The 24,437-nt window shown below is 42.6% G+C and carries 21 protein-coding genes, 2 tRNA genes and 1 riboswitch; of the genes, 12 read left to right on the forward strand and 11 right to left on the reverse strand.

Annotated features, from left to right (window positions below; translation table 11 throughout):
* The first annotated feature begins 188 nt into the window (after positions 1 to 188).
* A riboswitch (TPP riboswitch) is annotated at positions 189 to 287 on the forward strand.
* 60 nt (positions 288 to 347) lie between these two features.
* Positions 348 to 1,196, forward strand: coding sequence for a bifunctional hydroxymethylpyrimidine kinase/phosphomethylpyrimidine kinase (gene thiD, locus L3V25_RS04005; protein ID WP_237294170.1), 849 nt, complete (start codon positions 348 to 350; stop codon positions 1,194 to 1,196).
* Positions 1,197 to 1,253: 57 nt separating this feature from the next.
* On the opposite strand, the gene L3V25_RS04010 is transcribed toward thiD, so the two are convergent.
* From L3V25_RS04010 to L3V25_RS04020, 3 genes are all read right to left on the reverse strand, one after another.
* Complete coding sequence (locus tag L3V25_RS04010) at positions 1,254 to 2,156, reverse strand: DMT family transporter (protein ID WP_237294171.1); 903 nt, start codon at positions 2,154 to 2,156, stop codon at positions 1,254 to 1,256.
* Between the two features lie 148 nt (positions 2,157 to 2,304).
* A complete protein-coding gene (locus tag L3V25_RS04015) occupies positions 2,305 to 3,609 on the reverse strand; it encodes a dicarboxylate/amino acid:cation symporter (protein ID WP_237294172.1) in 1,305 nt (434 codons plus the stop codon).
* A gap of 446 nt (positions 3,610 to 4,055) precedes the next feature.
* On the reverse strand, positions 4,056 to 5,315 hold the full coding sequence (locus L3V25_RS04020; protein ID WP_237294173.1) for an adenylosuccinate synthase: 1,260 nt from the start codon (positions 5,313 to 5,315) through the stop codon (positions 4,056 to 4,058).
* Positions 5,316 to 5,445: 130 nt separating this feature from the next.
* On the opposite strand from L3V25_RS04020, the gene L3V25_RS04025 reads away from it, so the two are divergent.
* Both L3V25_RS04025 and L3V25_RS04030 read left to right on the forward strand, forming a co-directional pair.
* Positions 5,446 to 6,351, forward strand: coding sequence for a LysR family transcriptional regulator (locus L3V25_RS04025; protein ID WP_237294174.1), 906 nt, complete (start codon positions 5,446 to 5,448; stop codon positions 6,349 to 6,351).
* 670 nt (positions 6,352 to 7,021) lie between these two features.
* Positions 7,022 to 8,095 (forward strand): porin, encoded by a 1,074-nt coding sequence (locus L3V25_RS04030; protein ID WP_237294361.1) that lies wholly within the window; start codon positions 7,022 to 7,024, stop codon positions 8,093 to 8,095.
* A 188-nt stretch (positions 8,096 to 8,283) separates the two neighbouring features.
* On the opposite strand, the gene L3V25_RS04035 is transcribed toward L3V25_RS04030, so the two are convergent.
* The 8 genes from L3V25_RS04035 to L3V25_RS04070 all read right to left on the reverse strand — a co-directional run bounded on the left by L3V25_RS04035 (position 8,284) and on the right by L3V25_RS04070 (position 14,396).
* A tRNA-Val gene (locus tag L3V25_RS04035) sits at positions 8,284 to 8,360 on the reverse strand.
* 29 nt (positions 8,361 to 8,389) lie between these two features.
* Positions 8,390 to 8,466, reverse strand: a tRNA-Val gene (locus L3V25_RS04040).
* 235 nt (positions 8,467 to 8,701) lie between these two features.
* Positions 8,702 to 10,516 carry a bifunctional molybdopterin-guanine dinucleotide biosynthesis adaptor protein MobB/molybdopterin molybdotransferase MoeA gene (locus L3V25_RS04045; protein WP_237294175.1) on the reverse strand — a complete coding sequence of 605 codons (1,815 nt, stop codon included), beginning with the start codon at positions 10,514 to 10,516 and terminating at the stop codon, positions 8,702 to 8,704.
* A gap of 15 nt (positions 10,517 to 10,531) precedes the next feature.
* Positions 10,532 to 11,149 (reverse strand): molybdenum cofactor guanylyltransferase MobA, encoded by a 618-nt coding sequence (gene mobA, locus L3V25_RS04050; RefSeq protein ID WP_237294176.1) that lies wholly within the window; start codon positions 11,147 to 11,149, stop codon positions 10,532 to 10,534.
* Positions 11,150 to 11,169: 20 nt separating this feature from the next.
* Complete coding sequence (locus L3V25_RS04055) at positions 11,170 to 11,877, reverse strand: energy-coupling factor ABC transporter ATP-binding protein (protein WP_237294177.1); 708 nt, start codon at positions 11,875 to 11,877, stop codon at positions 11,170 to 11,172.
* Positions 11,878 to 11,923: 46 nt separating this feature from the next.
* Entirely contained in the window at positions 11,924 to 12,622 is a 699-nt protein-coding gene (locus L3V25_RS04060; protein ID WP_193000574.1) for an ABC transporter permease, read from the reverse strand.
* Between the two features lie 26 nt (positions 12,623 to 12,648).
* A complete protein-coding gene (locus L3V25_RS04065) occupies positions 12,649 to 13,458 on the reverse strand; it encodes a substrate-binding domain-containing protein (RefSeq protein WP_237294362.1) in 810 nt (269 codons plus the stop codon).
* Between the two features lie 104 nt (positions 13,459 to 13,562).
* The gene (locus L3V25_RS04070) at positions 13,563 to 14,396 is read right to left on the reverse strand and encodes a formate dehydrogenase accessory sulfurtransferase FdhD (protein WP_237294178.1); all 834 of its coding nucleotides are present in this window, start codon (positions 14,394 to 14,396) and stop codon (positions 13,563 to 13,565) included.
* A 188-nt stretch (positions 14,397 to 14,584) separates the two neighbouring features.
* Between L3V25_RS04070 and L3V25_RS04075 the strand changes: the two genes are divergently transcribed.
* From L3V25_RS04075 to L3V25_RS04115, 9 genes are all read left to right on the forward strand, one after another.
* The gene (locus L3V25_RS04075; protein ID WP_237294179.1) at positions 14,585 to 15,031 is read left to right on the forward strand and encodes a DUF3305 domain-containing protein; all 447 of its coding nucleotides are present in this window, start codon (positions 14,585 to 14,587) and stop codon (positions 15,029 to 15,031) included.
* Positions 15,021 to 15,605, forward strand: a complete 585-nt coding sequence (locus L3V25_RS04080) for a DUF3306 domain-containing protein (RefSeq protein WP_237294180.1) — start codon at positions 15,021 to 15,023, stop codon at positions 15,603 to 15,605. The genes L3V25_RS04075 and L3V25_RS04080 overlap by 11 nt, the downstream gene beginning before the upstream one ends.
* Positions 15,606 to 15,863: 258 nt before the next feature.
* A complete protein-coding gene (locus tag L3V25_RS04085; RefSeq protein ID WP_237294181.1) occupies positions 15,864 to 17,558 on the forward strand; it encodes a 4Fe-4S dicluster domain-containing protein in 1,695 nt (564 codons plus the stop codon).
* A 2-nt stretch (positions 17,559 to 17,560) separates the two neighbouring features.
* A complete protein-coding gene (locus tag L3V25_RS04090; RefSeq protein ID WP_237294182.1) occupies positions 17,561 to 18,217 on the forward strand; it encodes a molecular chaperone TorD family protein in 657 nt (218 codons plus the stop codon).
* Between the two features lie 208 nt (positions 18,218 to 18,425).
* Positions 18,426 to 18,644: a twin-arginine translocation signal domain-containing protein gene (locus L3V25_RS04095; RefSeq protein WP_027695323.1), complete on the forward strand. Its 219-nt coding sequence runs from the start codon at positions 18,426 to 18,428 to the stop codon at positions 18,642 to 18,644.
* Positions 18,645 to 18,655: 11 nt separating this feature from the next.
* On the forward strand, positions 18,656 to 21,526 hold the full coding sequence (locus L3V25_RS04100) for a molybdopterin-dependent oxidoreductase (RefSeq protein ID WP_237294183.1): 2,871 nt from the start codon (positions 18,656 to 18,658) through the stop codon (positions 21,524 to 21,526).
* 10 nt (positions 21,527 to 21,536) lie between these two features.
* Positions 21,537 to 22,190 carry a formate dehydrogenase FDH3 subunit beta gene (fdh3B, locus tag L3V25_RS04105; RefSeq protein ID WP_038149519.1) on the forward strand — a complete coding sequence of 218 codons (654 nt, stop codon included), beginning with the start codon at positions 21,537 to 21,539 and terminating at the stop codon, positions 22,188 to 22,190.
* A gap of 16 nt (positions 22,191 to 22,206) precedes the next feature.
* Positions 22,207 to 23,226 carry a formate dehydrogenase subunit gamma gene (locus L3V25_RS04110; RefSeq protein WP_237294363.1) on the forward strand — a complete coding sequence of 340 codons (1,020 nt, stop codon included), beginning with the start codon at positions 22,207 to 22,209 and terminating at the stop codon, positions 23,224 to 23,226.
* 168 nt (positions 23,227 to 23,394) lie between these two features.
* Positions 23,395 to 24,405 carry an ABC transporter substrate-binding protein gene (locus L3V25_RS04115; protein WP_237294184.1) on the forward strand — a complete coding sequence of 337 codons (1,011 nt, stop codon included), beginning with the start codon at positions 23,395 to 23,397 and terminating at the stop codon, positions 24,403 to 24,405.
* The last annotated feature ends 32 nt before the right edge of the window (positions 24,406 to 24,437 follow it).

Here is a 24,437-nt window from a genome sequence, read left to right on the forward strand (position 1 = left end):
CTGACATGGTTTGGTCTCGTTTTTATTGCGTTCATTGTGAATCATTAGACAGTATATGTATCGGCAAACTTTCAAATAAGAACAAGATCACTGGTTTTGAGTGAATAGCTTTACAATTTGATGAGTTAACTCTACATTGAAGCCAATCTTAGCGCATCGAAATATTTATAGTTTCTTTGCCTTATGAATTTTATTAGTCGGGGAGCCAGTAGGCTGAGATCACTTAGGTGAGACCCGTTGAACCTGATCTGATTAACATCAGCGTAGGGAACTAATACCAACGTGTTGAGCATTCTAATTTCATCTCTACATGTGTATTACTTCTGTGCGCTAAAAGGAAGTAATGTATGCCTCAATCAACTTTTGCCTCGCCAAACACTTCGAATATTCCTAATGTACTGACCATCGCAGGATCTGACTCTGGTGGTGGGGCTGGCATTCAAGCTGATATTAAAGCGATCTCTGCAACGGGTAGTTTTGCTTGTTCTGTTATTACTGCACTCACCGCGCAAAATACTCAAGGCGTAGATGCCATCTTTCCGGTTTCAGCTGAATTTATTGGTCAGCAATTAGATTCTATTTTTTCAGATATTAATATCTCTGCGGTAAAGATCGGTATGCTCAATGATAGTGATGTGATTGAAGTGATTGCTGAAAAGTTAGCGCACTATAACTTAATGAATGTAGTGTTAGATCCAGTCATGGTGGCCACTAGCGGTGACCCATTAATTCAACCTGCCGCGATTCAAACGCTAAAAGAAAAGCTCATTCCATTAGTAGACTTAATCACCCCAAATTTGCCCGAAGCTGGATTATTGATTGGGGAGCCTGAACCAAAATCAGAGAGTGAAATTGAAGGTTTTATTGAGAAGTTAAAAGCTCATTCAGAATTGCACAAAGTCGATATTTTATTAAAAGGCGGGCATTTTAAAGGAGAGGAAAGCCGAGATTGGCTTATTCAACGAAATCAAACTGCGGTCTACACGCATCAACGTATTGCGACCAAAAATACTCACGGAACAGGCTGTACACTTTCTTCTGCGATTGCTTCTTATTTGGCGCAGGGCTTTGATCTAACAGAAGCGATTGGACATGCTAAGCAGTATTTATCGAATGCACTGACTCATGCCGATGAGCTGAATGTGGGTAAAGGATCGGGTCCAGTTCACCATTTTTATACCTCAGCTGATAAGTAACTAGCGACTAAATAACTAGAGGCTAAGTAGCTAGAGTTTTAGTAACTAAAGACTTAACTACTCTTTGTTGGATTCAGGCGGCAGCGTTTGTTGCCGTCTTTCTAACAATTTAGCACCACCACGGTAAACGAATAGCGACCATAGAATCAGCGCGCAACCAATCACTTTTCCTGCCGGCATATCATCGCCATAAAACACCACACTTAATGAACTCGCCCATACAGGTTCTAAAATCATAATAATGGCCGCATTGCCCGATGTGGTGAGCTTTTGCCCCATAGTTTGCATTACATACCGTAAGCTGGTGGCGAGAATAGTACTTAATGCTACCCACATCCAAGTTTCATTGGTGATTTGATCTGGCCATTGCTCTAACAAAAGTGAAGCAATGGTTCCGACTGTACCGACAACAAAAAGTTGAATACAAGCTAACGCCAAACTTGGAACGCTTTGGGCATACTTAGCATTAAAATTAAAATGAAAGGCCAGTAAGACAGCAGATACTAAAAACCAAATTTGACTAGGTGAATGTTGATAGCCGTTAGACAAAGATAAAAAGCCTAAGCCCAATACAGCAAAAGGCAAAGAGATCCAAAACATGCGGATTGGTTTTTGTTTAAAGAGTAACCAACCAACAAGTGGAGCAAATAACATGGCGAGGCTAGAAATAAATGCCCCTTCAGCTAGTGTGTCGGTGACCGAAATGGCAGTCACCCAAGTTAATAGGGCGCATGACATTAATACACCCACACTCGCAGCATTAATAATTTGACCGCGAGTTAAAGCCATTAATTGTTTATAGCAAAAAGGAAGTAAGAATAACGAGGCAGCGACAAAGCGTGTTCCGATAAAAGCAAAAGGAGGAAGCCCCATAATAGCTTGCTTGGAAAAAATCCAACCGAGTCCGGCAAATATGGTGGTTAAGATTAAAAATATCGTTGCTTTGGCTTCTTGAGTCATACAGAACGCACCATGATAGAAGGTAAGTGATCAGATTAGCATTACTCAATACGCGAATCTGCTGGTAGCGTGGAATTTTAAAATTAAAAACCCTTAACCGAGTTTTATCACCATGATAACGGTTAAGGGTTATTGACGAGATGAAAGATTAAGCTTTAGTACGTAAACCTAGCTCAATTTCACCAGCATTTGGATTGTTGAAGGTATCAACATCCATTTCATTTTCAGATTTAGCAACAATACAAGTTACAACACTATCACCGGTAATGTTAACCGCAGTACGGATCATATCGAGTAGACGGTCAACACCCATGATAAGTGCAATACCTTCTAGTGGTAGACCAACTTGGTTAAGAACCATTGCTAGCATGATAAGCCCAACACCCGGAACACCTGCTGTACCCACTGAAGCTAACGTTGCCGTTAAGATCACAGTGACATAATCACCAAGACTTAAGTCAACATTGAATGCTTGTGCAATAAAGGCTGTCGCAACACCTTGCATGATCGCAGTACCATCCATGTTGATGGTTGCGCCAAGAGGAACAGTGAACGAAGCAATTTTATTACTAACACCTAGACGATGAGTGGCCGTTTCCATAGTCACTGGAATGGTTGCATTAGAAGAAGCGGTTGAGAATGCAAACATAATCGCATCTTTCATCTTCTTCCAAAATACAATTGGGTTTAGACCAGAAAGCACTTTCAATAGCACGCTATAAGTAACAAATGCGTGGATAAGTAGAGCGCCAACTAGAACTAGGAAGTAAGCGGCTAGGTTGCCTATTGCTTCTAAACCAAGGCCAGTAAACAGTTTACCCATTAAGAAGAAGATACCGTAAGGAGCAACTTCCATCAAAATAGTCACTAGCTTCATGATGACAGCATTAACGTCGTTGAAGAAGTTACTTACGCGTTGACCAGCTTCACCAGCAAGGCTAATCGCAATACCGAATAACACAGCAAATACGATAACTTGTAACGTATTGCCTTGAGACATTGCCGCCATTGGGTTGCTAGGGAACATGTTAACGATAACTTGACCTAGTGATGGTGCTTCTGCCGTACTAAATGATGCTGCTGAGGTTAGATCAGCACCAGAACCAGGTTGGAAGAAGATGCCCATTACCAATGCTAGTGTAATCGCCACTGCGGTTGTCGTAATGTAAAAAGCAAGAGTCTTACCACCTAGACGACCTAGGGTAGTGATGTCTTTTAATGAACTCGTACCACAAACTAGAGAAACAAAGACAAGAGGGATAACTAGCATTTTTAAGCTAGCAATAAAGATTTTGCCACCGACATCGAATAGACCATTGACGATATATCCATCAATGAATTCATTACCAGATAGGAAGGTGCGAATTAAAAATCCACATAGAATACCGGCAAACATGCCGAATAGAATTTTGCTCGTAAGTGAGCGTTTGGTTTTGTTGTTGTCGTTCGTCATGAACTGATCTCCATATGAATACTTTGTACAACTTGCAAAGTGAACCGGAGATTAGCAGAACTTTGAAAGATCTGGCTTGATTTGTAACAAACCATGTTCGTTTAGCGTGATGCTTGTCACGTTTATCGGCTGATTTGTGTCTAAATGGTGAATATGATAGCTGTTTAATGTTCTATTCATCAGCATGATGGTAACAAATTATTCTTATCCTGTTGCTTATTTTAGGGGTTATAACTGCTGTAAGTGCAATGTATAGCGGATATTATGATATGACTTATTTGAAAGTAGCAACGACTTATAACTGACTAATAAAGTGAAGAATATGGATAAGAAAGGAAAATGAATGGCTAAAAAAGCGCTGACTTCTATTTTATGCTGACTTCTAGTTTATAAAGAAGAAGCCAGCGTTATATCTATTTGTAAAATGATCTACTGACTAAATGAGATTAGTCACGAAGGATCATCTGATCACGCTCTGGGCCAACGGAAACCATGCTCACAGGTACGCCCATCAGTTCTTCAATACGAGTCACATAATCTTGCGCGGCTTGTGGTAGGTCCGCAAAGCTGCGACAACCTGTGATGTCTTCATTCCAACCTTGCATGTTTTCATACACAGGGCTTAACGCAGCCGTTTGTGGCCAGATTGGATTTTCAGAATATTCACCGGCGTAGGCGACACAGATTTTAAGATCCTGCATGCCTGATAGACAATCAATCTTAGTTAGGGCAATTTCTGTCGCCGCTTGCAGTTCAACACCGTTACGCGTGGCGACGGCATCAAAGTAACCCATATCACGAGGACGACCGGTGACTGCGCCATACTCATTGGCACTTTCGCGGAAATTATCTTGCTCTTCCATTGCTGTCACCAGAGTACCCGTACCAACCGATGAGCTGAATGATTTAGCCACTGCAATAACACGCTCAGGACGTAGCGCCGGTAAACCACTGCCAATGCCAGCATAAGCAGCGGTAACATTTGATGAAGTTGTGTATGGGTATTCGCCATAAACTAAATCACGGCCAGCACCAAGTTGCGCTTCAAATAACAGGTTAGCATCTTTAGCTTGCAGCGCTTTAAGTGGTTCTGTGACGTTGCAAATAAATGGACGCCACGCCGCGGTAACTTCAAGCAACCATTCGGTCATTTCACTGGCGGTTTGAGAAAAGTCGCAGCTAGGATATAGCGCTTTAAGTTGCGGCATTTTCCAATCCAGCATGAATTGAATACGCTCTTGCAAAACTTCTGGTTGGTTTAGCCATCCCACTAGAATGCCTTTTTTCATTACGCGGTCGCCATAAGCTGGCGCAATACCTTGGCGAGTAGAGCCGTAAGCCGCATCACCTAGACGCTGTTCTTCTAAGGTGTCTTCCAATGCGTGTAAAGGTAAACATAAGGTCGCACGATCTGAAATGCACAGCTTAACCTCTACGCCAGCAGCTTGAACTTCAGAAATTTCTTCGCTTAACGCAGCAGGGCTAATCACCATGCCAGGGCCTAATACCGCAATACAACTAGGATTAAAAATACCGCTTGGTAGCTGGTGCAACTTAAAGGTTCCATGATCGTTTACCACAGTATGACCAGCATTATTCCCACCTTGGAAACGAATGCTAGCAGCGGCTTCACCTGCTAAAAAATCAACGATGCGGCCTTTACCTTCATCACCCCAGTTTGCACCCACAACAACAATAGACGGCATAATTTGTTCTCCTAATTGGTTAAGGGATCATGCTATGCCTACCGATAAAATAAGAGAAATTAATTATAATTATTGTCTTGATAAGGATCTCATATAGTATTGGTTGGAATGGCAAAAACGGGATGGAATTATGTTAGACATTAATTGGTTAAAAACTTTTGTTACCTTGGCGGAATATAAGCACTTTGGTAAGGCTGCAACGGCGCTGCATATGACTCAGCCGAATGTCAGTTTGCATCTAAAGCAGTTAGAGCAAGCCACCAGTGTTAAGTTAATCGACCGTAATCCATTTCATTTAACCCAAGCAGGGCAACGGTTACTCGAAAGCAGCCAACGTACATTGTTAGAGCTACAAATCTGCCAAGCGGATCTGAATGCGATTAATGATTTAAACCGAGGAACATTAACCATTGCCGCCAGTGATATTATCTCGCGATTACTGCTGATTGAGCCGTTTCAATTGTTTAAAGCAGAATTTCCGGGTATCGATTTCACGCTGTTAAATACCACATCATCGCAAGCTTCAGAATTGGTTAAGAATGCCGAAGCGGATCTAGGCTTTGTGATCGCTCAAAAGCAAAGTCAGCCGTTACACTTTACTGAATTACAACAGATCAAATGGTGTGCACTAGGGCATAACCTTCAACAATGGCAGCAGGAAGCTCTGCAATCTAAAACAGAATCACCAAATGTAGTTGGTAGTGAACCGACCCTCATTCTTTTAGGCCATGACACCCGAACCCGAGATTTGATTGACGAAGCTCTTCCCACATTAAAACTTTCAAATTACCGAATAATGGAAGTAGGGAGTGTTGATGCTCAGATTGATTGGGCGGAAGCCGGTTTTGGAATGGCGATTGTGCCGGCTTTTTCCGTGTCATCAAAAACGAATCTCAGTTCTATCGTGACACCGCTTCCTGATTTTCCAACTACTAGCTTAGGCTATGTAGTACGCCAGAATCAGGTTTTATCGAAAGCGATTAAGCAACTATTACAGTGGGTAAGTGATGAAATAATTCGCGCTCATAAAGATTAATGAACAAAGATAAGATTCAATAGGTTTGTTCAATACAAAGTTGTTCACTTTTTTGCCACTGTTAATTTTGTCGGTTAAATAACGCTTTAATCGATAAAATGATGAACAGATCGCTTATGCATCCTGATTTCCTTCCGCAATAGCTGATTATTACCGTTAAAATTGTCCTCCTTCCTTTTTCTATCATTTAAAGCTTAATTTATCAGTTGCTTAGAGTTTCCTTGAGTGGCTAGATGACTTTGATATGCACCAAAGGCATTTTTGTCTGTCCGCTCGTAAAATTCGTTTTTTCGTTTCTCTTAATTTGAACTGCACTCTAAAAACATTAATTCATAATGCGAATTAACAATCGTTGAAATGTTAATGCTGTGTTTTGATTGTGTTGATTATTGTGTTTTTTGGCTTGATTTTATTTGCTATCAATCACTTTTAGAGCATTTTTCTGAAAAAAATTTGGCTGAAATGAAACTTTTGACTTAAGTTAAGCGCATTCCAGCAAGCACTGATTTTTTATTAACTGTTTTTAATTGGTGTTGGATTTTTAATTAACATATAAATCAATCTATTATGTTTTTATTGTTTGATATTTCACGATAAAAAATAATGGTAGAGACCACGAATTTTTCATAGTCAGTGCCAAATTACGGCGCATATTAACGAAGGTTTTATGATGAAAAAGCAACTACTGTCTACTCTAATCCCTGTACTACTTTTTTCTGCTGCTTCAAACGCTGCTGAAATCTACAAAGCAGAAGATGGCTCTCATGTCGATCTGTATAGCCGTTTAGGTTTTAACATCACAAACAAAGGTACAAACGATCAAGATACACGCGGTGTATTCGATGGCCGTATCGGTTTAAGTGGTGCGCAAACTATTAACGAACATGCAGATGTTATCGGTATGGCGCAATACCAAGTAGGTGCAGCGGAGTACGCTAACTCATTAAATCCTGGTTCTTCAGATTTTACTGCTCGTTATGTTTGGGCGGGTATTGATGGACACGAATATGGTGCAATTAAAGGCGGCCGTGTTGATTCTGGCTTAATCATGTTCACTGACATCGGCGATGTATTCGCAACCTCTGACGTATCAATGGCACGTCAAGCTAGCATGATTGATGCCACGGCAGTACAAGTTTTCCGTCAAGACGGCACACTACAATATCAAAACAGCATTGGTAACTTCGATGTGGCTGCAGCTTACATCTTCGGTAATGATACATCAGCACTAGATTACGGTTACAACGCTGCGGTACGTTACACATTAGATATGGGTGATGCAGGTACATTGGCACCAGTAATTTCATACCAAAAAACTAAAGCAGATGATTCAAACATCAACTCTGATGCTGAATATCAATTCTGGGGTGTGGGTACTCGTTACTACCTAAACAAATTAATGCTTGGTGCCTTGTACTCTCAAGATGAAGTAGACGGCATCTATGCGGGCACCAGTACTGATAAAGTAATGGAATTTACTGCAGTATATGATTTCAATGATGATTGGGCATTCCGTGCTGGTTACCGTAGCTTAGAAAATGATGATGGTGATGAGCTAGAGCTAAAAGACACCACATTCGAAGTGCAATACAAACTGACTAACATGTCTTCAATCTACACTACATACGAGTTACGTAATGGTGAGAATGGCCGTAGCTTAGCTGGCGGTGGTGTTCGTGATACTGGCTTCGGCGGTGACGCAGATGAAAACTTCTACAGCGTAGGTATCCGTTTCGAGATCTAATCTCCAAGCGAAACTATAAAGTAAAATTTAATGAAAAATGCACAGTATCGCTACTGTGCATTTTTTTATGTCCAAAAAGAAAAAAATTATTTAGTACGACAAGGGGGAGGAATAGGGTGGTTATTAAGGGTGATAGGAGCGTCAGAAACAACAAAGCCTGCTCATAATAAGCAGGCTTTGTTTATATTTGGTGGGTCTTGGCAGACTCGAACTGCCGACACCTTGCATGTCATGCAAGTACTCTAACCAACTGAGCTAAAGACCCAAATATATCAGTGTGAAAACACTTTGAGATGGTGCGTCCGAGTGAACTCGAATCACCGACCCCCGCCATGTCAAGGCGGTACTCTAACCAACTGAGCTACGGACGCACATTTCAAAATATTCTGACTGGAATCATGTTTGATTCAGTTTTGAACGCAGAAGATATTAACCATGCAATGTGGTGGTTGCAAGCAGAAAATCAGTGCTTTGCGACTGTTTGTCGACTTTATGGGCTGAGTGTCGTTTTTTTAGGCATATCTTGTTGTGGATAACCTCAAGAGACAGTAATTGAGCTCTGACTCTTGAGGGAATTATACCCAAGTAATTAGGTATATATTGAGCTTATAATCGTCCTTCTAAAGGCAAAATAGTCACCATTTCACCTTCTTTAGCAAACTCAACATGTGGTGGGATTTCAATGATGCAATTAGCTTCACTCATTGAACGTAAAATACCAGAGCCTTGTTTACCGGTGGTGCGCACTTTTAGTTGTCCAAAGTCATCTAAATGGTAAATTCCGCGGGTAAATTCAGTTCTGCCTAAACGTGAAAAAACTTTACTTTCGGTTTCCGCTTTTAATTTCACAGGCTGCCAATTTTTCTCACCTTGCATAAGGCGAAGGGCAGGCTCAACAAAAGCTAAGAACGACACCATGACCGCAACCGGGTTGCCCGGTAAGCCAAAGAATGGCGTGTCATTTATATGACCAAAGGCTAACGGGCGACCTGGGCGCATATTAATTCGCCAGAAGTTAATCTGACCGATTTTATCGAGTACGGCTTTGATAAAGTCGGCATCACCAACTGAAACCCCGCCGGATGAAATGATCGCATCGGCTTGTGCAGTGGCTTCGAGTAGGGTGGATTCTAATGCAGCTTCGTTATCTTCAATGATGCCTAAATCAATCACCTCACAACCGAGTCGCTCAAGTTGCGCCATAACAGTAAAGCGGTTCGAATCATAAATGCAGTGATCGTTTAATGCTTCTCCCGGCGCTTGCACTTCATCGCCAGTTGAAAACACCGCGACTTTTAGTTGAGGATAGACAGGAATATGGCTAATACCTAAAGACGCTAACATGCCGAGTTCTGGAGAAGTAATACGTGTGCCTTGGCTAAAGACAACACTATTTTGAGCAAGATCTTCCCCGGCTTGACGCACATTCTGGCCGACTTTAAATTCAATAATATCGACGGTAAATTTTACAATCTTTGGTGTACCGTTTTCGCTTAACTGACTTTGTTCACGCATGATCACTGTGTCGGCACCTTGTGGCATTGGTGCACCTGTCATGATCTTGGCGGCTTGTCCTGTTTGAATTTCATTGGCGTAGCCACTGCCCGCTAAGATCTCAGTGACGACGTCAAAAGAAGTCATGCCATCGAGAATATCCTGACCACGTAGCGCGTAACCATCCATCGCCGAGTTGCAATAAGCCGGTACATTAATCGGTGAAATTATATCTTTACCTATCACGTTTAAACGAGCTTTGAATAGAGACTGTTGCTCCGTAGTTTTAGGTTGCTTTAGGGTGCTTAAAATCTTATCTAGACCTTGTTCAACCGATAAGAAAGCAGGAGATAAGGTATCGCAAGAAGCGGCTGTGGAAGATTTGGTTAGGTTGTTATCGAGTACGGAGATATTGCTACCTAGTACAAAGCTTTCTACCAATTCACAAATCGCATCGAGATCGTTGATATCAACATGTGGTAACGGCGATTGAATCTCAGCACTATCGGAAGCGATGGCAAATATGTTGTCATCATGTGGATGTAGCCAAGGTTTACCGACGACTTCACGGTGTAGTTCTATTTTAGGGAAAGATAGATTCTTACAGCCTTCGACTAGGATAAAGTCGAGATTTTCGAGATCAAACTGTTCGAGTAATTTGAAAAAATTGGCTTCTTTTTCCGGTGTCTCTGTCATTAAAGCGTGGCGATTACGTGAAGCAATCAGCATTTGTGTCGCACCGGCTTTTCTTAATCTATGGCTGTCTTTTCCCGGTTGGTCAATATCAAAATCATGGTGAGCATGTTTGAATACGCCAATTCGTAAACCTTTTGCGGTGAGCTTAGGTAGCAAGGCTTCAAGTAGGGTAGTTTTGCCTGTGCCGCTGTATGCAGCAAAGCCAAGCACTGGAATTGGAAATGAAGTCATAGAAAAACCTTCTCGTTATATTTGATTTGATGAGCGTTGAGAAAATGTCTTGAGTTGTTCTGGCGTATTTAAGTTGATGAATGTGTCTTTTGCATTCGAAAAATCAACCTTGACCGTATTGCACTCATCATAGAATAGAATGATTTTACGTTCGCCACGCTCTAAAAAGGCATGCAGCTTATCGACAACGCGACGGTGAAATAGGGTAAATACCGGTTGATAAAACTCACCATCATGCGCCACTAAAATATCCGCATCTTCATGCCAAGCATCACAAAAAATCTGCGCGAGATTACTAGGAATATTCGGGCTATCGCAAGGTACAAAACCGACCCATTGGTTTTCACCTTGTTGGTTTTCACTTAGGTGACTAAGCCCTGCATGAATACCACCTAGTGGGCCGGGGAATTCAGTGAAACTATCGGCTATTACTGGCGCATATTTCTGATAAATATCATGACTACGGTTAGCATTAATCGTGATACTCGACGTTTGAGGTTGCAGTGCTTCAATCACATATTCAATCAGTGGTTTATCATTGAGTTCGACTAAACCTTTGTCCATGCCTCCCATGCGAGAGCCTTGCCCGCCAGCGAGGATCACCCAATCGATTTGTTGTGGTTTTAGCGTCATGTCTCTATAGCACCCTTTCTTTATAGCACTGTGGTTTGTTGTAGTGGTTCTGGTTCGGCTGAATCTTGAATCACTTGTAATAACGGTGATTCAACCAAAGTATGATTTTTTATCCACCATTGCTTTGAACATAATTGAGTCAGTTCATTTTGTTGATGGCTGGTAATCACTAAGCTTGAACCAATTTCTAATAGCTCTTTGGCTAACAAGGTTAGACGTGAAATAGATTCAAGATCAAGGCTAGAGCTAGGTTCATCCATTAAAAGGATTGCCGGTTTAGTGATCCAGGCTCGCGCCATTGCGATTCGTTGTTTTTCTCCGCCAGATAATACCGATACATGCTCATTGGCAAGGGTTTCAAGACCTACTTTACGTAATGCGGTGATCACTTGCGTTCGTTTTTCTTGGCGAGACAGCTTGGCAAATTTGATGGCATATAAAACATTCTGATAAACAGTATCATCAAATAGGTAAGGAGATTGATGTAAATACACAATGCCGTGTTTATTAGGGTTAAACCAACGTGATAACCAAGACTGGGAATGACTTAAATTGCCGGAGCTAGGTTCGATAAGGCCGGATAATATTTTTAATAATGTGGTTTTGCCTACGCCATTATCGCCACGTAAATACACTGCTTCATTGGGAGCAAGTTGCAGCTTAGGGATATGGAATAAAACCTTACCCTTAAATTGCATTGATAGATTAGACACTTGTAGTGGCAGCATGGCTTATTCCATTGTGTATAGTGCTTACGAGGGAAAGTTTAGAGAACTAAACCCGTAAATGTCCCTGACCCTTGGCAGACGTTAAAATAAAGTTCATCACTAAGGCAAGTAGCAAAAGCACCATACCTAGTGCGACTCCTTGAGCAAATGCGCCTTTTTGGCTCTCTAGCGCAATTGCTGTTGGAATATTGCGGGTCGAATTGAGAATATTTCCCCCAACCATCATAGAACAACCGACTTCGGTGATGATCCGAGAAAAACCCGCCACAACCGCTGCAAATAAAGGAAAACGTGTTTCCCACAGCAAGGTCATTAAAATACGTACACGACTAACCCCTAGAGTATAAGAGGTTTCAATTGAGCGTTTATCGCTGTTTTGAAATGCGCCATACATCAATGAGACTAGGATAGGGAAGCTAATCAACATTTGCCCTAAGATCATCGCCTTTTGGGTAAATAGCATTTGCCAATCACCTAATGGGCCTGCGCGGGATAACGTCATATACAAAAGTAAGCCGATCACAACGGTTGGAACGGCTTGTAATGTATGGACAAAAGAAAGCAGCATCCAGCGTCCGGGAAATTCACAATAGGCCAAAATAAACGCGCATAGTAATGCTGGTATTAAAACCAATAGGATGGCACTAAATGAAACCGAAAAAGACACAGACACCACTTTCCATAAGTCGGCATCAAAGCTGACTAATAGCTGAAGTGCATCAAGTGTCGTTTGCCAGATCTGCATTCTTTTCTCTCAATAATTTAACTGGCTTATTTACCGTCGTAGCTGGCAGTAAATAACTTTTGACCTTGTAACTGGTACTCATTGATCAGTTGTTGACCGTGTTTTGAGATTAACCAGTTACTGAAATCACGCGCACCTTTAGTGTTTAAGCCGTTGTAACGCTCAGGATTCACCAAGATAACTTGATATGGGTTGAATAGCGCTTTATCACCTTCTACCATGATTTCTAGGTCCAGTTTGCTTTCATATGCAATCCAAGTACCACGGTCCGTTAACGTGTAACCTTGAAGCTCAGATGCCATGTTCAACGTTGGGCCCATACCTTGACCGACTGAACGGTAAGCAGAGAAGCTAGGTTGAATGTTATCTTGTTTCCAAATCGCTTTTTCTTTTTTATCAGTACCTGAATCATCACCACGAGAAACAAAAGTGATGTTTTTATCGGCTATTGTTTTTAATGCTTTAGCGGCTGATTTTTCATCTTTGATGCCCGCAGGATCGTTTTTAGGACCAACGATCACAAAGTCGTTATACATTAAGTGATGGGGCTCTACGCCAAAACCTTTATTGATGAATTCTGCTTCTGCGCCCGGCGCGTGAGTCATCACCAAATCAACGTCACCATTCTCGCCCATTTTTAAGGCTTTACCTGTACCCACTGCAATCACATCAATGGTGTAGCCAGTTTCATTTTTAAATTTCGGCAGGAGGTAGTCTAAAAGACCTGAATGGTAGGTACTGGTCGTCGTCGCAAGGCGAATCGTTTTGACATCTTGTGCATTAGCGGTTGGAACGAGCGTGGCTAAGCAAAGCAGGGCGGTTGCCCAAAAGCGCATTTTCATAGAAATTCCATCTTATTGTTAATGGTTAGACCAATTTTATCAATGACAGCCTAATCAAAGGCCATTTGTTTGAACCAAAGAAAAGCCAAGTAGATTAATTACCCTGTCTGCTTTCCTTTGACATCAAATTCAATTTTGTCTGCGCCAGAAAAGACCTGAAAGCGTAACCCTTTGGCGCGAGCAATCGTGGTAATACCAAATTGTTTAGCAAGGTCGAGCCCCATTTGAGTCACACCAGAGCGAGACAACAATGTAGGGATGCCCATTTGCGCGACTTTGATCACCATTTCAGAGGTTAAGCGACCTGTGGTGTAGAAGATCTTATCGTCACCCGTTTCTTGCTTTAACCACATTTCCCCAGCCAACGTATCCACCGCATTATGGCGGCCAACATCTTCCACAAAGGATAAGATTTCGCTGCCACGACATACCGCGCAACCATGAACAGCTCCGGCTTTTTTGTAGGTTTCATTAAAGTGGGTTAAGGCTTCAAGTGTGGCGTAAATATTGGATTGTTTAAGGGCGACTTGTGGGACTTGATAGTTTTCTAGTTGCGCCATTACGTTGCCATACATAGTGCCTTGACCACAGCCCGACGTAACGGTTTTTTTCTCTAATGCTTTATCTAAATGGTCGGTATTTTCATTGGTGACAATCGCAGCGCTTTGTGTTTCCCAATCGATGATCACAGATTGAATTGCTTTTGGATCGTTTAAAAACCCTTGATTCTTCAAGTAACCAAGTACCAATGATTCAGGACGAGATCCTAAAGTCATTAAAGTAACGATTTCTTTCCAATTTAATAAAACCGTAAGAGGTCGCTCACAAGCAATTTCTTTGGTTAACTTTTCACCATATTCATCAAAAACTTCTACAATTTCAGTTTGAACTGGCGTTGTTCCACTTTTGATTATGCTTGGATAGTCGGACACGAGTGCTCCTTAGGAGTATCAGTATAGGCAGAGAAATAACGTATTAAATCAATAGTAAACTAACTAATTTAATGTACGACTACCTCTAAATGGGTGAATTACCCTATTATCTGTAGGTTTAATGATTCATGTCAAATATTGTTCCATTATCGTAGATCAAAATTCGAACATACGGAAAAAGGATTCACATGTTGATGAAAAAAAATGCGCAAAGCTGGCCAGTCTTATGTTTGTTAGAAAAACAAATTAAACAAGTCGGTCGATGGGAAACGGAATCCTGGCAATGGATAGGGCTAGAATTGACACCAGACTTAACTATTCCAAATCCGTATCTCCAATTATTAGAATTATATAAAGACGAACGAACTGACTATCGATTCAACCTAAGCTCTAAACAACCTAAATTATTTCTTGCTCTTGAGTTCTTAGATACCAATTCTGCGCCTAAAATCTCACACCTGACCGCTTCACAAGCGGCTATTGCTTGCTACATGGATACGGATTATTTGGTGTTATCCATTGATATGCCATTAGCGATTCAAGCCTGGATGGAAGCCTTTATTGGAAGGCACGGCGAGTTATTAGAAGTTCGTAAGAAAAAGCGTCAAGGCGCGGGGCGTTCAAATGGCAACTAATCGATTTCAACGTTGGTTAAGTAAAAAGAATGAAAGCTTGGAGGAAAGCCAAGAACTAGACACGCCACGCACAGCACAGTCAGAGGATGCTCTAGATTCAACCGATGCTCATTCGAATACTGAAACCATTCTCGAGTCTGAATCGGAGTCGAACTCTACTCATCAGCAGCCGAACGAGCTGGCTTCTCAACATGCTGAGAGTGAAGAACAAGCCACTCAAGAGTTACCACTGACAACTATCGCCCATGTCTTTGCTGATGGTTTTTCAAAGCAGGAAAAACAGCAGCAACTTCGCGCGTTATTTCATTCTGATGAGTTTTCCGGCATCGATCCGCTTGATAGCTACAACATGGATTACACCAAAGTAAAAAGCCTACCTAAAGATGTCGCGGATACTTTGCGCAGTTGGCACAAGCGTGTCGAGGAAGTGTTCGATGAGGATGAAGATCTAGAAATCACTCACGTTGAAGCTGAAAAATCAGAATTGGCACAAGATGATCAAGCGTCTTCTGAAATGGAAGAAAGCGAGCTAACTAAAGTGGCGATGGATGAGGGTAATCAAAAGTCAGGATGATAGTGACTTGTAATGTCCATATTTAGACTAAGCTTTTATTTGGTCAATATTTGAGCCGGCTTATTAATATCGATTCTCATTCCAGTCACTAAAAGGGGCTCGAATTCAAAAATTTAGCGTTTTCATCACATTATAACTTAACCATAACTTTAAAAAGGTTATTATCAGTAGCACTAGTGCTCGATGATTAAATCGATTTTGAATTATCACGACTGGAATACTACAAAAAATTAGAACTTCAATATAAGAAGAAGAGCAATGTTAACATCATTTCTAGAGCAACAATCGAGCGCTAACGGTAAAGCACGTTCATTCGCGTTGTTAAATACGGTCGAGCTAAAAAACTTGATCCCACCAACCGTGAGCTACGAGTCTCGTGGCAATCTACTTATTGTTGGAACACTGCAAGAAGTGGAGGCGGTATTTGGTCATTTTGATGCGATGAATTCGGTGACGGCGTTAATTGTTGGCGCTGAAACTCAAACCTCAACGGTCATTCCTTCTACTCAGTGTTTCTATTCTCAACAAGTGACGATTTCTGGTTTTCTTGGTCACTTTGAAGTTCGTATTACTCGCTCTGGTATTTCACATAATTTAGCGCGAGCGGTGACTGGTGAAGATCATTTCGATGTGGTTTTAGATCTCACCACTGATGGCATGATGACCGAAGAAGTGCCAGTTCCGGGTTACTACCCAAGTGGTCGTGGTTACCCAACACTTGATGAATCATTAGAAGCCATTCCAGATCTTATCGGCACCTTTGATAAGCCGAAATTCTTCCGTTTGAATACTGAATTATGCGCCCACAGTTCACGTGGTGTGAAAGGTTGTACTCGTTGTATTGATGCTTGTCCGGCTGGAGCTTTAACCAGTCAGGGTAGTGAACAAACCGGCCATAAAATCGAAATTAATCCATACCTTTGCCAAGGCGTTGGTACTTGTGCGACTTCTTGCCCGACTGAAGCCATCAGTTACGCACTGCCGGAGCCAACAGAGACTCAAACCTTTATTGAACGTGTGCTTGCCAAGTACTTTGCAGAAGGTGGCGAAACGCCAATCGTAATGTTTTGTAGTGAACGTCATGAAAAATACAACCTCATGATGCTAGGCATGCTACCTGACAACGTCATCCCTATTACTTTAGATGAGTTGCCCAGTGTCGGAATTGATACCTGGTTTAGTGCGCTGGTTCACGGTGCCTGTCAGGTGATGTTTGCGGCGAGTAGACATATGCCCGCGACCATTATTCGTGTATTAGAAACCGAGGTTGAAACTGCGCAAACCTTACTGGCTCAACTAGGGTTAGAAAAGCAACGTATCGATATTCTTTACATGGAAGATCTACGCCACAGCGAACCGACATTAATTCAGCAACCGCTGGCAATTACCACAAGCAATATTCAGTCAGGCATGAAGCGTGATCGTTTGTTCAATGCTTTAGATTTACTGGCCGAACACTACACGCCAGATGCCAAGTTAGTGACTAATAATATTGCGCCAGTACCGAGTGGTGCGCCTTTTGGTAGCGTGAATTGTGATTCTGATAACTGCACTTTATGCATGAGTTGTGTGTCGGTTTGCCCAACGCGCGCTTTACATGCCAAAGGTGATAGTCCGGCGTTGTTATTTACCGAACAAGACTGTGTTCAATGTGGTTTATGTGAAAGCGCCTGCCCAGAAAAAGTGATTAGCCTAGAGCCTAGGTTTAACTGGGATAAGCAGCAGCGCACACAAGATACTACGCTGCATCAAGAGCCAGCGGCGCATTGTTTAAGTTGTGGTAAGCCATTTGCACCCGCTTCAATGATAGAAATGCTGCAAGATAAGTTACGCGGTCACTCTCATTTTGCCAGTGAAGAAAAACTACGCCGTATTGCGATGTGTGAAGATTGTCGTGTGCGTGATTTGTTCTCAGACCTTACCGCTAACCCTGCAAAACAATTGGATATTTAACTATGTCACAGTCGAATGAAAATATTGCTGAGCAAGACCTTATTGATGAACAAGCAGGTGACCAACAAGATCAGGTGACGGCGGAAATTTATGGTTTATTGGCGTGCTTATTCCGTGAAGTGTCATCATCAGAAGTTCTGCAATGGTTAAGTGAATTAGATGTTGAACCTTGTGAACAGCACGCAATGACTAACGCCTGGTTTAAGTTAAAAGAAACCGCCATGGCAACGACAACAGAACAGGTTGCCGATGAGTACCAAGACTTATTTATTGGTATTGGCTGCGGTGAAGTAGTGCCATTTAGTTCATGGCACATAGCGGGCACCTTGATGGAAAAACCATTGGTTGCGATTCGCCAAGATCTCAAACGTTTTGGCTTTGAAAGACAAGAAGATATTCGCGAGCCAGAAGACAGTATTTCGGCGCTGTTAGAAGTGATGTCTATGTTGCAATTTGAAGAATTCGATTCTCAGCAACAGTTTTTTAATGCTCATATTCGCCCGTGGTTTATCTCATTTTGTAATGAAATTGAGAAGGCTGAATCGGCTCAGTTTTATTTACCGGTTTCACGGGTACTGCGCCACTTTGGCTTAATCGAGCAGGCTCGATATACCGAAAAAACATCGTCAGGCGAAATAGAAATAACTCGTCTGCAATAAGAATAAGTTTTCTTTAAGTATTTCTATATTTGAAGAATAGGCATTTAAGGGGAATACCTTTGATAGCCTTCAGGTTCAACCATGGACCTTAATTGCCTTTGAAAGCAATTTAAATCTGCGTCATAAGCGGTTCGGTGAATCTATCTATCAAATCGCTTATTTAACAATGGTTTCCGATAACCGGATACACGGTTACAAGGAGCAATGTATGAAAACGACAACATCTCTAAATAAAGAGAGCGTCAACGAAAGTCGACGAGATTTACTCAAGGGAATCACTACTGCCGCGGTTGTAGGTGGTGTAGTGGCAGCCGGTATTTCAACGCAAGTATCAGCTGCAGAAAAGCCTCAAAATAATGAGCAGCCAAAATTAAAAAAGGGCTATCACGAAACGCAACACATTCGTGATTATTTCGATTCTCTATAGGAGTAGCGATAATGAAACTGACAAAGCGCTCTGATAGCGTCTCGAAAAGCGAGAACCAACTCGGTTTAAGCCGTCGTAATTTCATGAAAAACACCGGTATCGCTGCCGGTGGTGCGGTTGTGGGCGCCTCTATGTTTGCCCCAAGCATTATGAAAAAAGCCGAAGCTCAAGAAGTGGACCGCTCAGCGCCAACCGAAGTGAAAAGAACCATTTGTTCTCACTGTTCGGTAGGTTGTGGCATTTATGCAGAAGTGCAAAATGGCGTTTGGACAGGTCAAGAGCCTGCTTTCGATCACCCATTTAATGCCGGTGGTCACTGTGCTAAAGGCGCAGCCTTACGTGAACATGGTCATGGCGAACGTCGCTTAAAATATCCAATGAAGTTAGAAGGCGGCAAGTGGAAACGAATTTCATGGGATACCGCGATCGAAGAAATCGGTAACCAAGCATTAAAAATTCGTCAAGAATCTGGCCCTGATTCGGTGTATTTCTTAGGTTCCGCTAAGCATAACAACGAACAAGCTTATACCTTCCGTAAAATGGCCTCTATGTGGGGCACCAATAACGTTGATCACCAAGCGCGTATTTGTCACTCGACCACAGTAGCCGGTGTTGCTAACACTTGGGGCTACGGCGCAATGACCAACTCATTTAACGACATGCATAACTGTAAGTCGATTCTATTTATTGGTTCAAACCCTGCGGAAGCGCACCCGGTTGCGATGCAGCACATTCTTATCGCCAAAGAGCGTGGTTGTAAGATCGTCGTTGCGGATCCTCGTAAAACCCGCACCGTAGCAAAAGCCGATCAACACGTTCCTTTACGTCCTGGTACTGACGTTGCCTTTATTTGGGGTATGTTGTGGCATGTCTTTAATAACGGTTGGGAAGACAAAGAGTTTATCCATCAACGCGTATTCGGCATGGATGAAATTCGTGAAGAAGTCGCGAAGTGGAGCCCATCTGAAGTTGAACGTGTAACAGGCATTCCTGAAGCAGAAGTTTACCAAGCGGCGAAGACCTTATCTCATCATAAACCGGGTTGTGTGGTTTGGTGTATGGGTGGTACTCAGCATACAACGGGCAACAACAATACTCGTGCTTACTGTGTGTTTGAACTTGCACTGGGCAACATGGGCAAATCTGGCGGCGGGGCAAATATCTTCCGTGGTCACGATAACGTACAAGGCGCAACCGACTTTGGTGTGTTATCTCACGATTTACCAGGCTACTACGGTTTATCTGAAGGCGCTTGGCAGCATTGGTCGAAAGTGTGGGGCATTGATTATAACTGGCTAAAAGGCCGTTTTGATCAGCGTAAATACAACGGAAAATTACCAATGAATAATATGGGTATTCCTGTTTCTCGTTGGGTAGATGGTGTTCTAGAAGACAAATCTCGCATTGAGCAAAACGATAATATTCGTGCCATGTTCTACTGGGGCCATGCGGTGAACTCGCAAACCCGTGGACATGAAATGCCAAAAGCGATGCAAAAGCTGGATATGATGGTGATTGTCGATCCATATCCAACGGTTGCAGCGGTGATTAATGATCGTACTGACGGTGTTTATCTACTACCGGCAACGACTCAGTTCGAAACCCATGGTTCGGTGACAGCTTCAAACCGTTCGATTCAATGGCGTGATCAAGTAATTGATCCTCTGTTCGAATCAAAACCTGATCATGAAATCATGTATCTACTCTCTAAAAAACTTGGCATTGCCGATGAGTTATTTAGAAATGTAGAAATCAAGAATAACCAGCCAGTTATTGAAGATATCACCCGTGAATTTAACCGCGGCATGTGGACAATTGGTTACACAGGCCAAAGCCCTGAGCGTTTGAAGTTCCATCAACAAAATTGGCACCTATTTAGCCATGAAAACCTGGAAGCGGAATCAGGTGAAATCAAAGGCGAAACCTATGGTCTACCTTGGCCATGTTGGGGTACGCCAGAGTTGAAACATCCGGGCACTCACATTCTTTATGATACGTCGAAAAGCGTTGCGAACGGTGGTGGTAACTTCCGTACTCGTTTTGGTGTCGAGTTTGAAGGCAAGAGTCTGTTAGCGGATGGCAGCTTCTCGAAAGATTGTGAAATCGAAGATGGTTTCCCTGAATTTACCGACAAGCTATTGAAGCAACTTGGTTGGTGGGATGAGTTAACCGCTGAAGAAAAAGCCGCTGCTGAAGGTAAAAACTGGAAGACGGATTTATCAGGCGGCATTCAACGTGTTGCGATTAAGCATGGTTGTATTCCATTTGGTAACGGTAAAGCACGTACGATTGTATGGCAGTTCCCAGATCGCGTGCCATTGCACCGTGAGCCACTGTATACACCACGTCGTGATCTGATTGCCGACTACCCAACGTGGGAAGATAACGATGCGATTTATCGTCTACCGACTTTGTATAAATCAATACAAGATCAAGACCATTCGAAAGAATATCCAATTATTCTGACCTCTGGCCGTTTGGTTGAGTACGAAGGTGGTGGTGAAGAAACCCGTTCTAACCCTTGGTTGGCTGAGCTTCAACAAGAAATGTTTGTGGAAATTAACCCACAAGAAGCACAAGCCAATGGCATCAAGGATGGTGATGATGTTTGGGTGGAAGGTGCAGAACAAGGTCGCATTAAGGTGAAAGCCATGGTGACGAACCGTGTTCTACCTGGACTGGCATTTATTCCATTCCACTTTGGCGGTAAGTTCCAAGGCAAGGATTTAACCGAGAAGTATCCAGAAGGTACCGATCCTTACGTTATTGGCGAGTCAGCAAACACGGCAACTACTTATGGTTATGACCCTGTGACTCAAATGCAAGAAACCAAAGTGACGCTTTGTAAAATCAGCAAAGCCACCAGCACTTCAAACGCGTAAGGGGTAGGTTATGTCTACGACAGATAAAAAATCTAAAATGAAGTTTTTATGTGACTCGGAACGCTGCATTGAATGTAATGGTTGTGTCACTGCCTGTAAAAACGAAAACGATGATGCTCTTGAATGGGGTATTCAACGTCGCCGTGTTGTAACCATTAATGATGGTGAAGTTGGCGAGGCGTCTATCTCGGTGGCTTGTATGCATTGTGATGATGCGCCTTGTATGGCGGTGTGTCCTGCTGACTGCTTCCATCGTACAGAAGACAATATTGTTCTACACAATAAAGACTTATGTATTGGTTGTGGTTACTGCTTGTTTGCCTGTCCATTTGGCGCACCACAGTTTATTCAACATGGTGCGTTTGCAGAACGTGGCAAAATGGATAAATGTACCTTCTGTGCCGGTGGTCCTGAAACAGAAGCGGGTTCACAAGAAGAGCGCGAAAAGTATGGTGCTAACCGTATCGCGGAAGGCAAGCTACCAATGTGTGCTTCTCTTTGCTCGACCAAAGCATTAATCGCCGGTCCTGCAGATAAGATTGCTCAAGTCATGGCAAAACGTGTGCATGACCGTGGTGGTAAAGACGATCGCAGCAATGTGACTGGAGTTGTTTATGATGACTCTCTTGCACATGATGCATCGCAACCAAGCAGTCACAAATAAGGAGAAAGGCATGTTTATGAAATCATTCAAGACGTTTGCTGTCTCTTTGGTGACAGTGATGATGTTGTGCTTGAGTTTTACCACTTTAGCTAACGACAACGAAAATAAACAAACCGGTGTTGCGCCTGCTACGACGGCTGAAAAAGAAATGACTCGCCTAGCGGGTGATGAGTTTTTTCAGCAAGTGAAAGATGGTCAGGAAGGCTATACCACTTCTCAATCGATGGAGCATGGCGTTTTAGTCAGCACCGCAAGTGAGACTTGGTATAAATTAAAAGAAAAGTGGATGTCGCCATTAGGCGCGATTGCAGTACTAGGCAGTTTAGCCATGGTTACGCTGGCGTACTTTATCGTCGGTCCACTAAAACTAAGTAAGCCTAGAACAGGGCGCACTATTAAGCGTTGGTCGCGCTTTGATCGCGCTTTGCATTGGTCAATGGCGTTTACTTTCCTAAGCCTCGCGTTTTCAGGAATGACATTGGTATGGGGAAAACATTTCCTTAAACCTGTTATTTCAACCGCAGCATGGGGAGATATCATCTACTTTGCTAAGCAGTTCCATAACTATATTGGTCCTATTTTCTTTATTTTACTGATTGCGGTACTGATTAAGTGGTGGCGTAAAAGTACCTTCAAGAAAATCGACCTTGATTGGTGTTTGAAACTAGGCGGCATGGTTGGTAAGCATAAAGGCTCACATCCATCGGCGGAGTTTTCCAATGCCGGTGAAAAGCTGATCTTCTGGATGCTTATCTTCATGGGGGTTGTGGCAGCAATCACCGGCTTTATCTTAGACTTCCCTATGTTTGGCCAAGGGCGCAGAGATATGGAGCTATCTAACTTAGCGCACATGATCTCCGCCTTGATCCTTATCTGTGGCTTTATCTTCCATATTTATATCGGTTTATTCGGTATGGAAGGCGCTCTAGAGGGCATGGTGAAAGGTGAAGTGGATGAAACTTGGGCTAAAGAGCATCATGACTTATGGTATGAAGAAATGAAAGCTCAAGGCAAAGTGGAAGACCCCAAAGTCTAGCCATTTTCAGTCTTAACAATCAAAGCAGCTAGTTTTTAGCTGCTTTTTTATTGCCTAGTTTTTAATTTAAATTCAGCAAAACCTTGCCCTATATCTACTATTTATATTTAGAGGAATAATTTTATAAGCAATTACAGTACGATTAATAAAAAATATAAGGAAATATTTATGCAGAAAAAACATTTATTAGGCTTGTCTTCTCTTTTGCTTGCTTCATCTTTTCCATTGTCAGCCGTGGCATCTGAGTGCGGTACAGTTTCGATTGCCGATATGAATTGGAGCTCCGCCACTTTAATGGCCAACGTCGATAAATTCATATTAGAAAATGCCTACGATTGTGACGTCGAACTGGTACCAGGCGACACCGTTCCGACAACCACTTCTATGGTTGAAAAAGGCGAGCCGGATATTGCCCCCGAGCTGTGGAGTAACTCCGCAAAAGAACTGCTAGAAAACGGCGTAAAAGAAAAACGCCTGCGCTTTGCGGTGCAGAGCCTATCGGATGGTGGTGAAGAAGGTTTTTGGGTTCCGCAATATATGGTGGATAAAGACCCAAGCCTAGCTACCATTGAGGGTGTAAAAGCCAATGCAAAGTTATTTACCCACCCAGAAGATAACAGCAAATCCGCGTTTTATACTTGCCCGGCAGGCTGGACTTGCCAAATTTCAGCTGGACACATTTTTGATGCACTTCATCTTAACCAGTCAGGGTTTGAGAAAGTCGATCCGGGATCTGGCGCGGCTTTAGCGGCCACCATTGCCAAAGCCTACGATAGAAAACAACCTTGGTTTGGTTACTACTGGGCACCAACTTCGGTATTAGGTAAGTATCCAATGGTAAAAGTGGAATTCGGACAAGGCACCGATGTCAAGCATTACCAAGAGTGTATTACTCAAGTTGAATGCGCGACTCCAAAACCAATTATGTGGCCACCTTCTAAAGTAGACACAGTAGTCACGGAATCTTTTGCTAATCGGGCTCCAGAGGCCATGAAGTATTTATCTCACCGTTCTTATACCAATAAGCAAATGAACCAAATGCTTGCTTGGATGGAAGACAATCAGGCCGATGGTGATATGGCGATGGAAGAGTTCATGATAAAGCACAAAGACATATGGTCTCAGTGGCTAGATGAAAAAGCACAAGCGGCCGTTCAAGCTGCGGTAGATGAGCTATAAATGTTGGTCTAGCGGGTGCAGAAGAGCCTGTA

The organism is Vibrio sp. CK2-1, assembly GCF_021726515.1.
Lineage (GTDB): Bacteria > Pseudomonadota > Gammaproteobacteria > Enterobacterales > Vibrionaceae > Vibrio.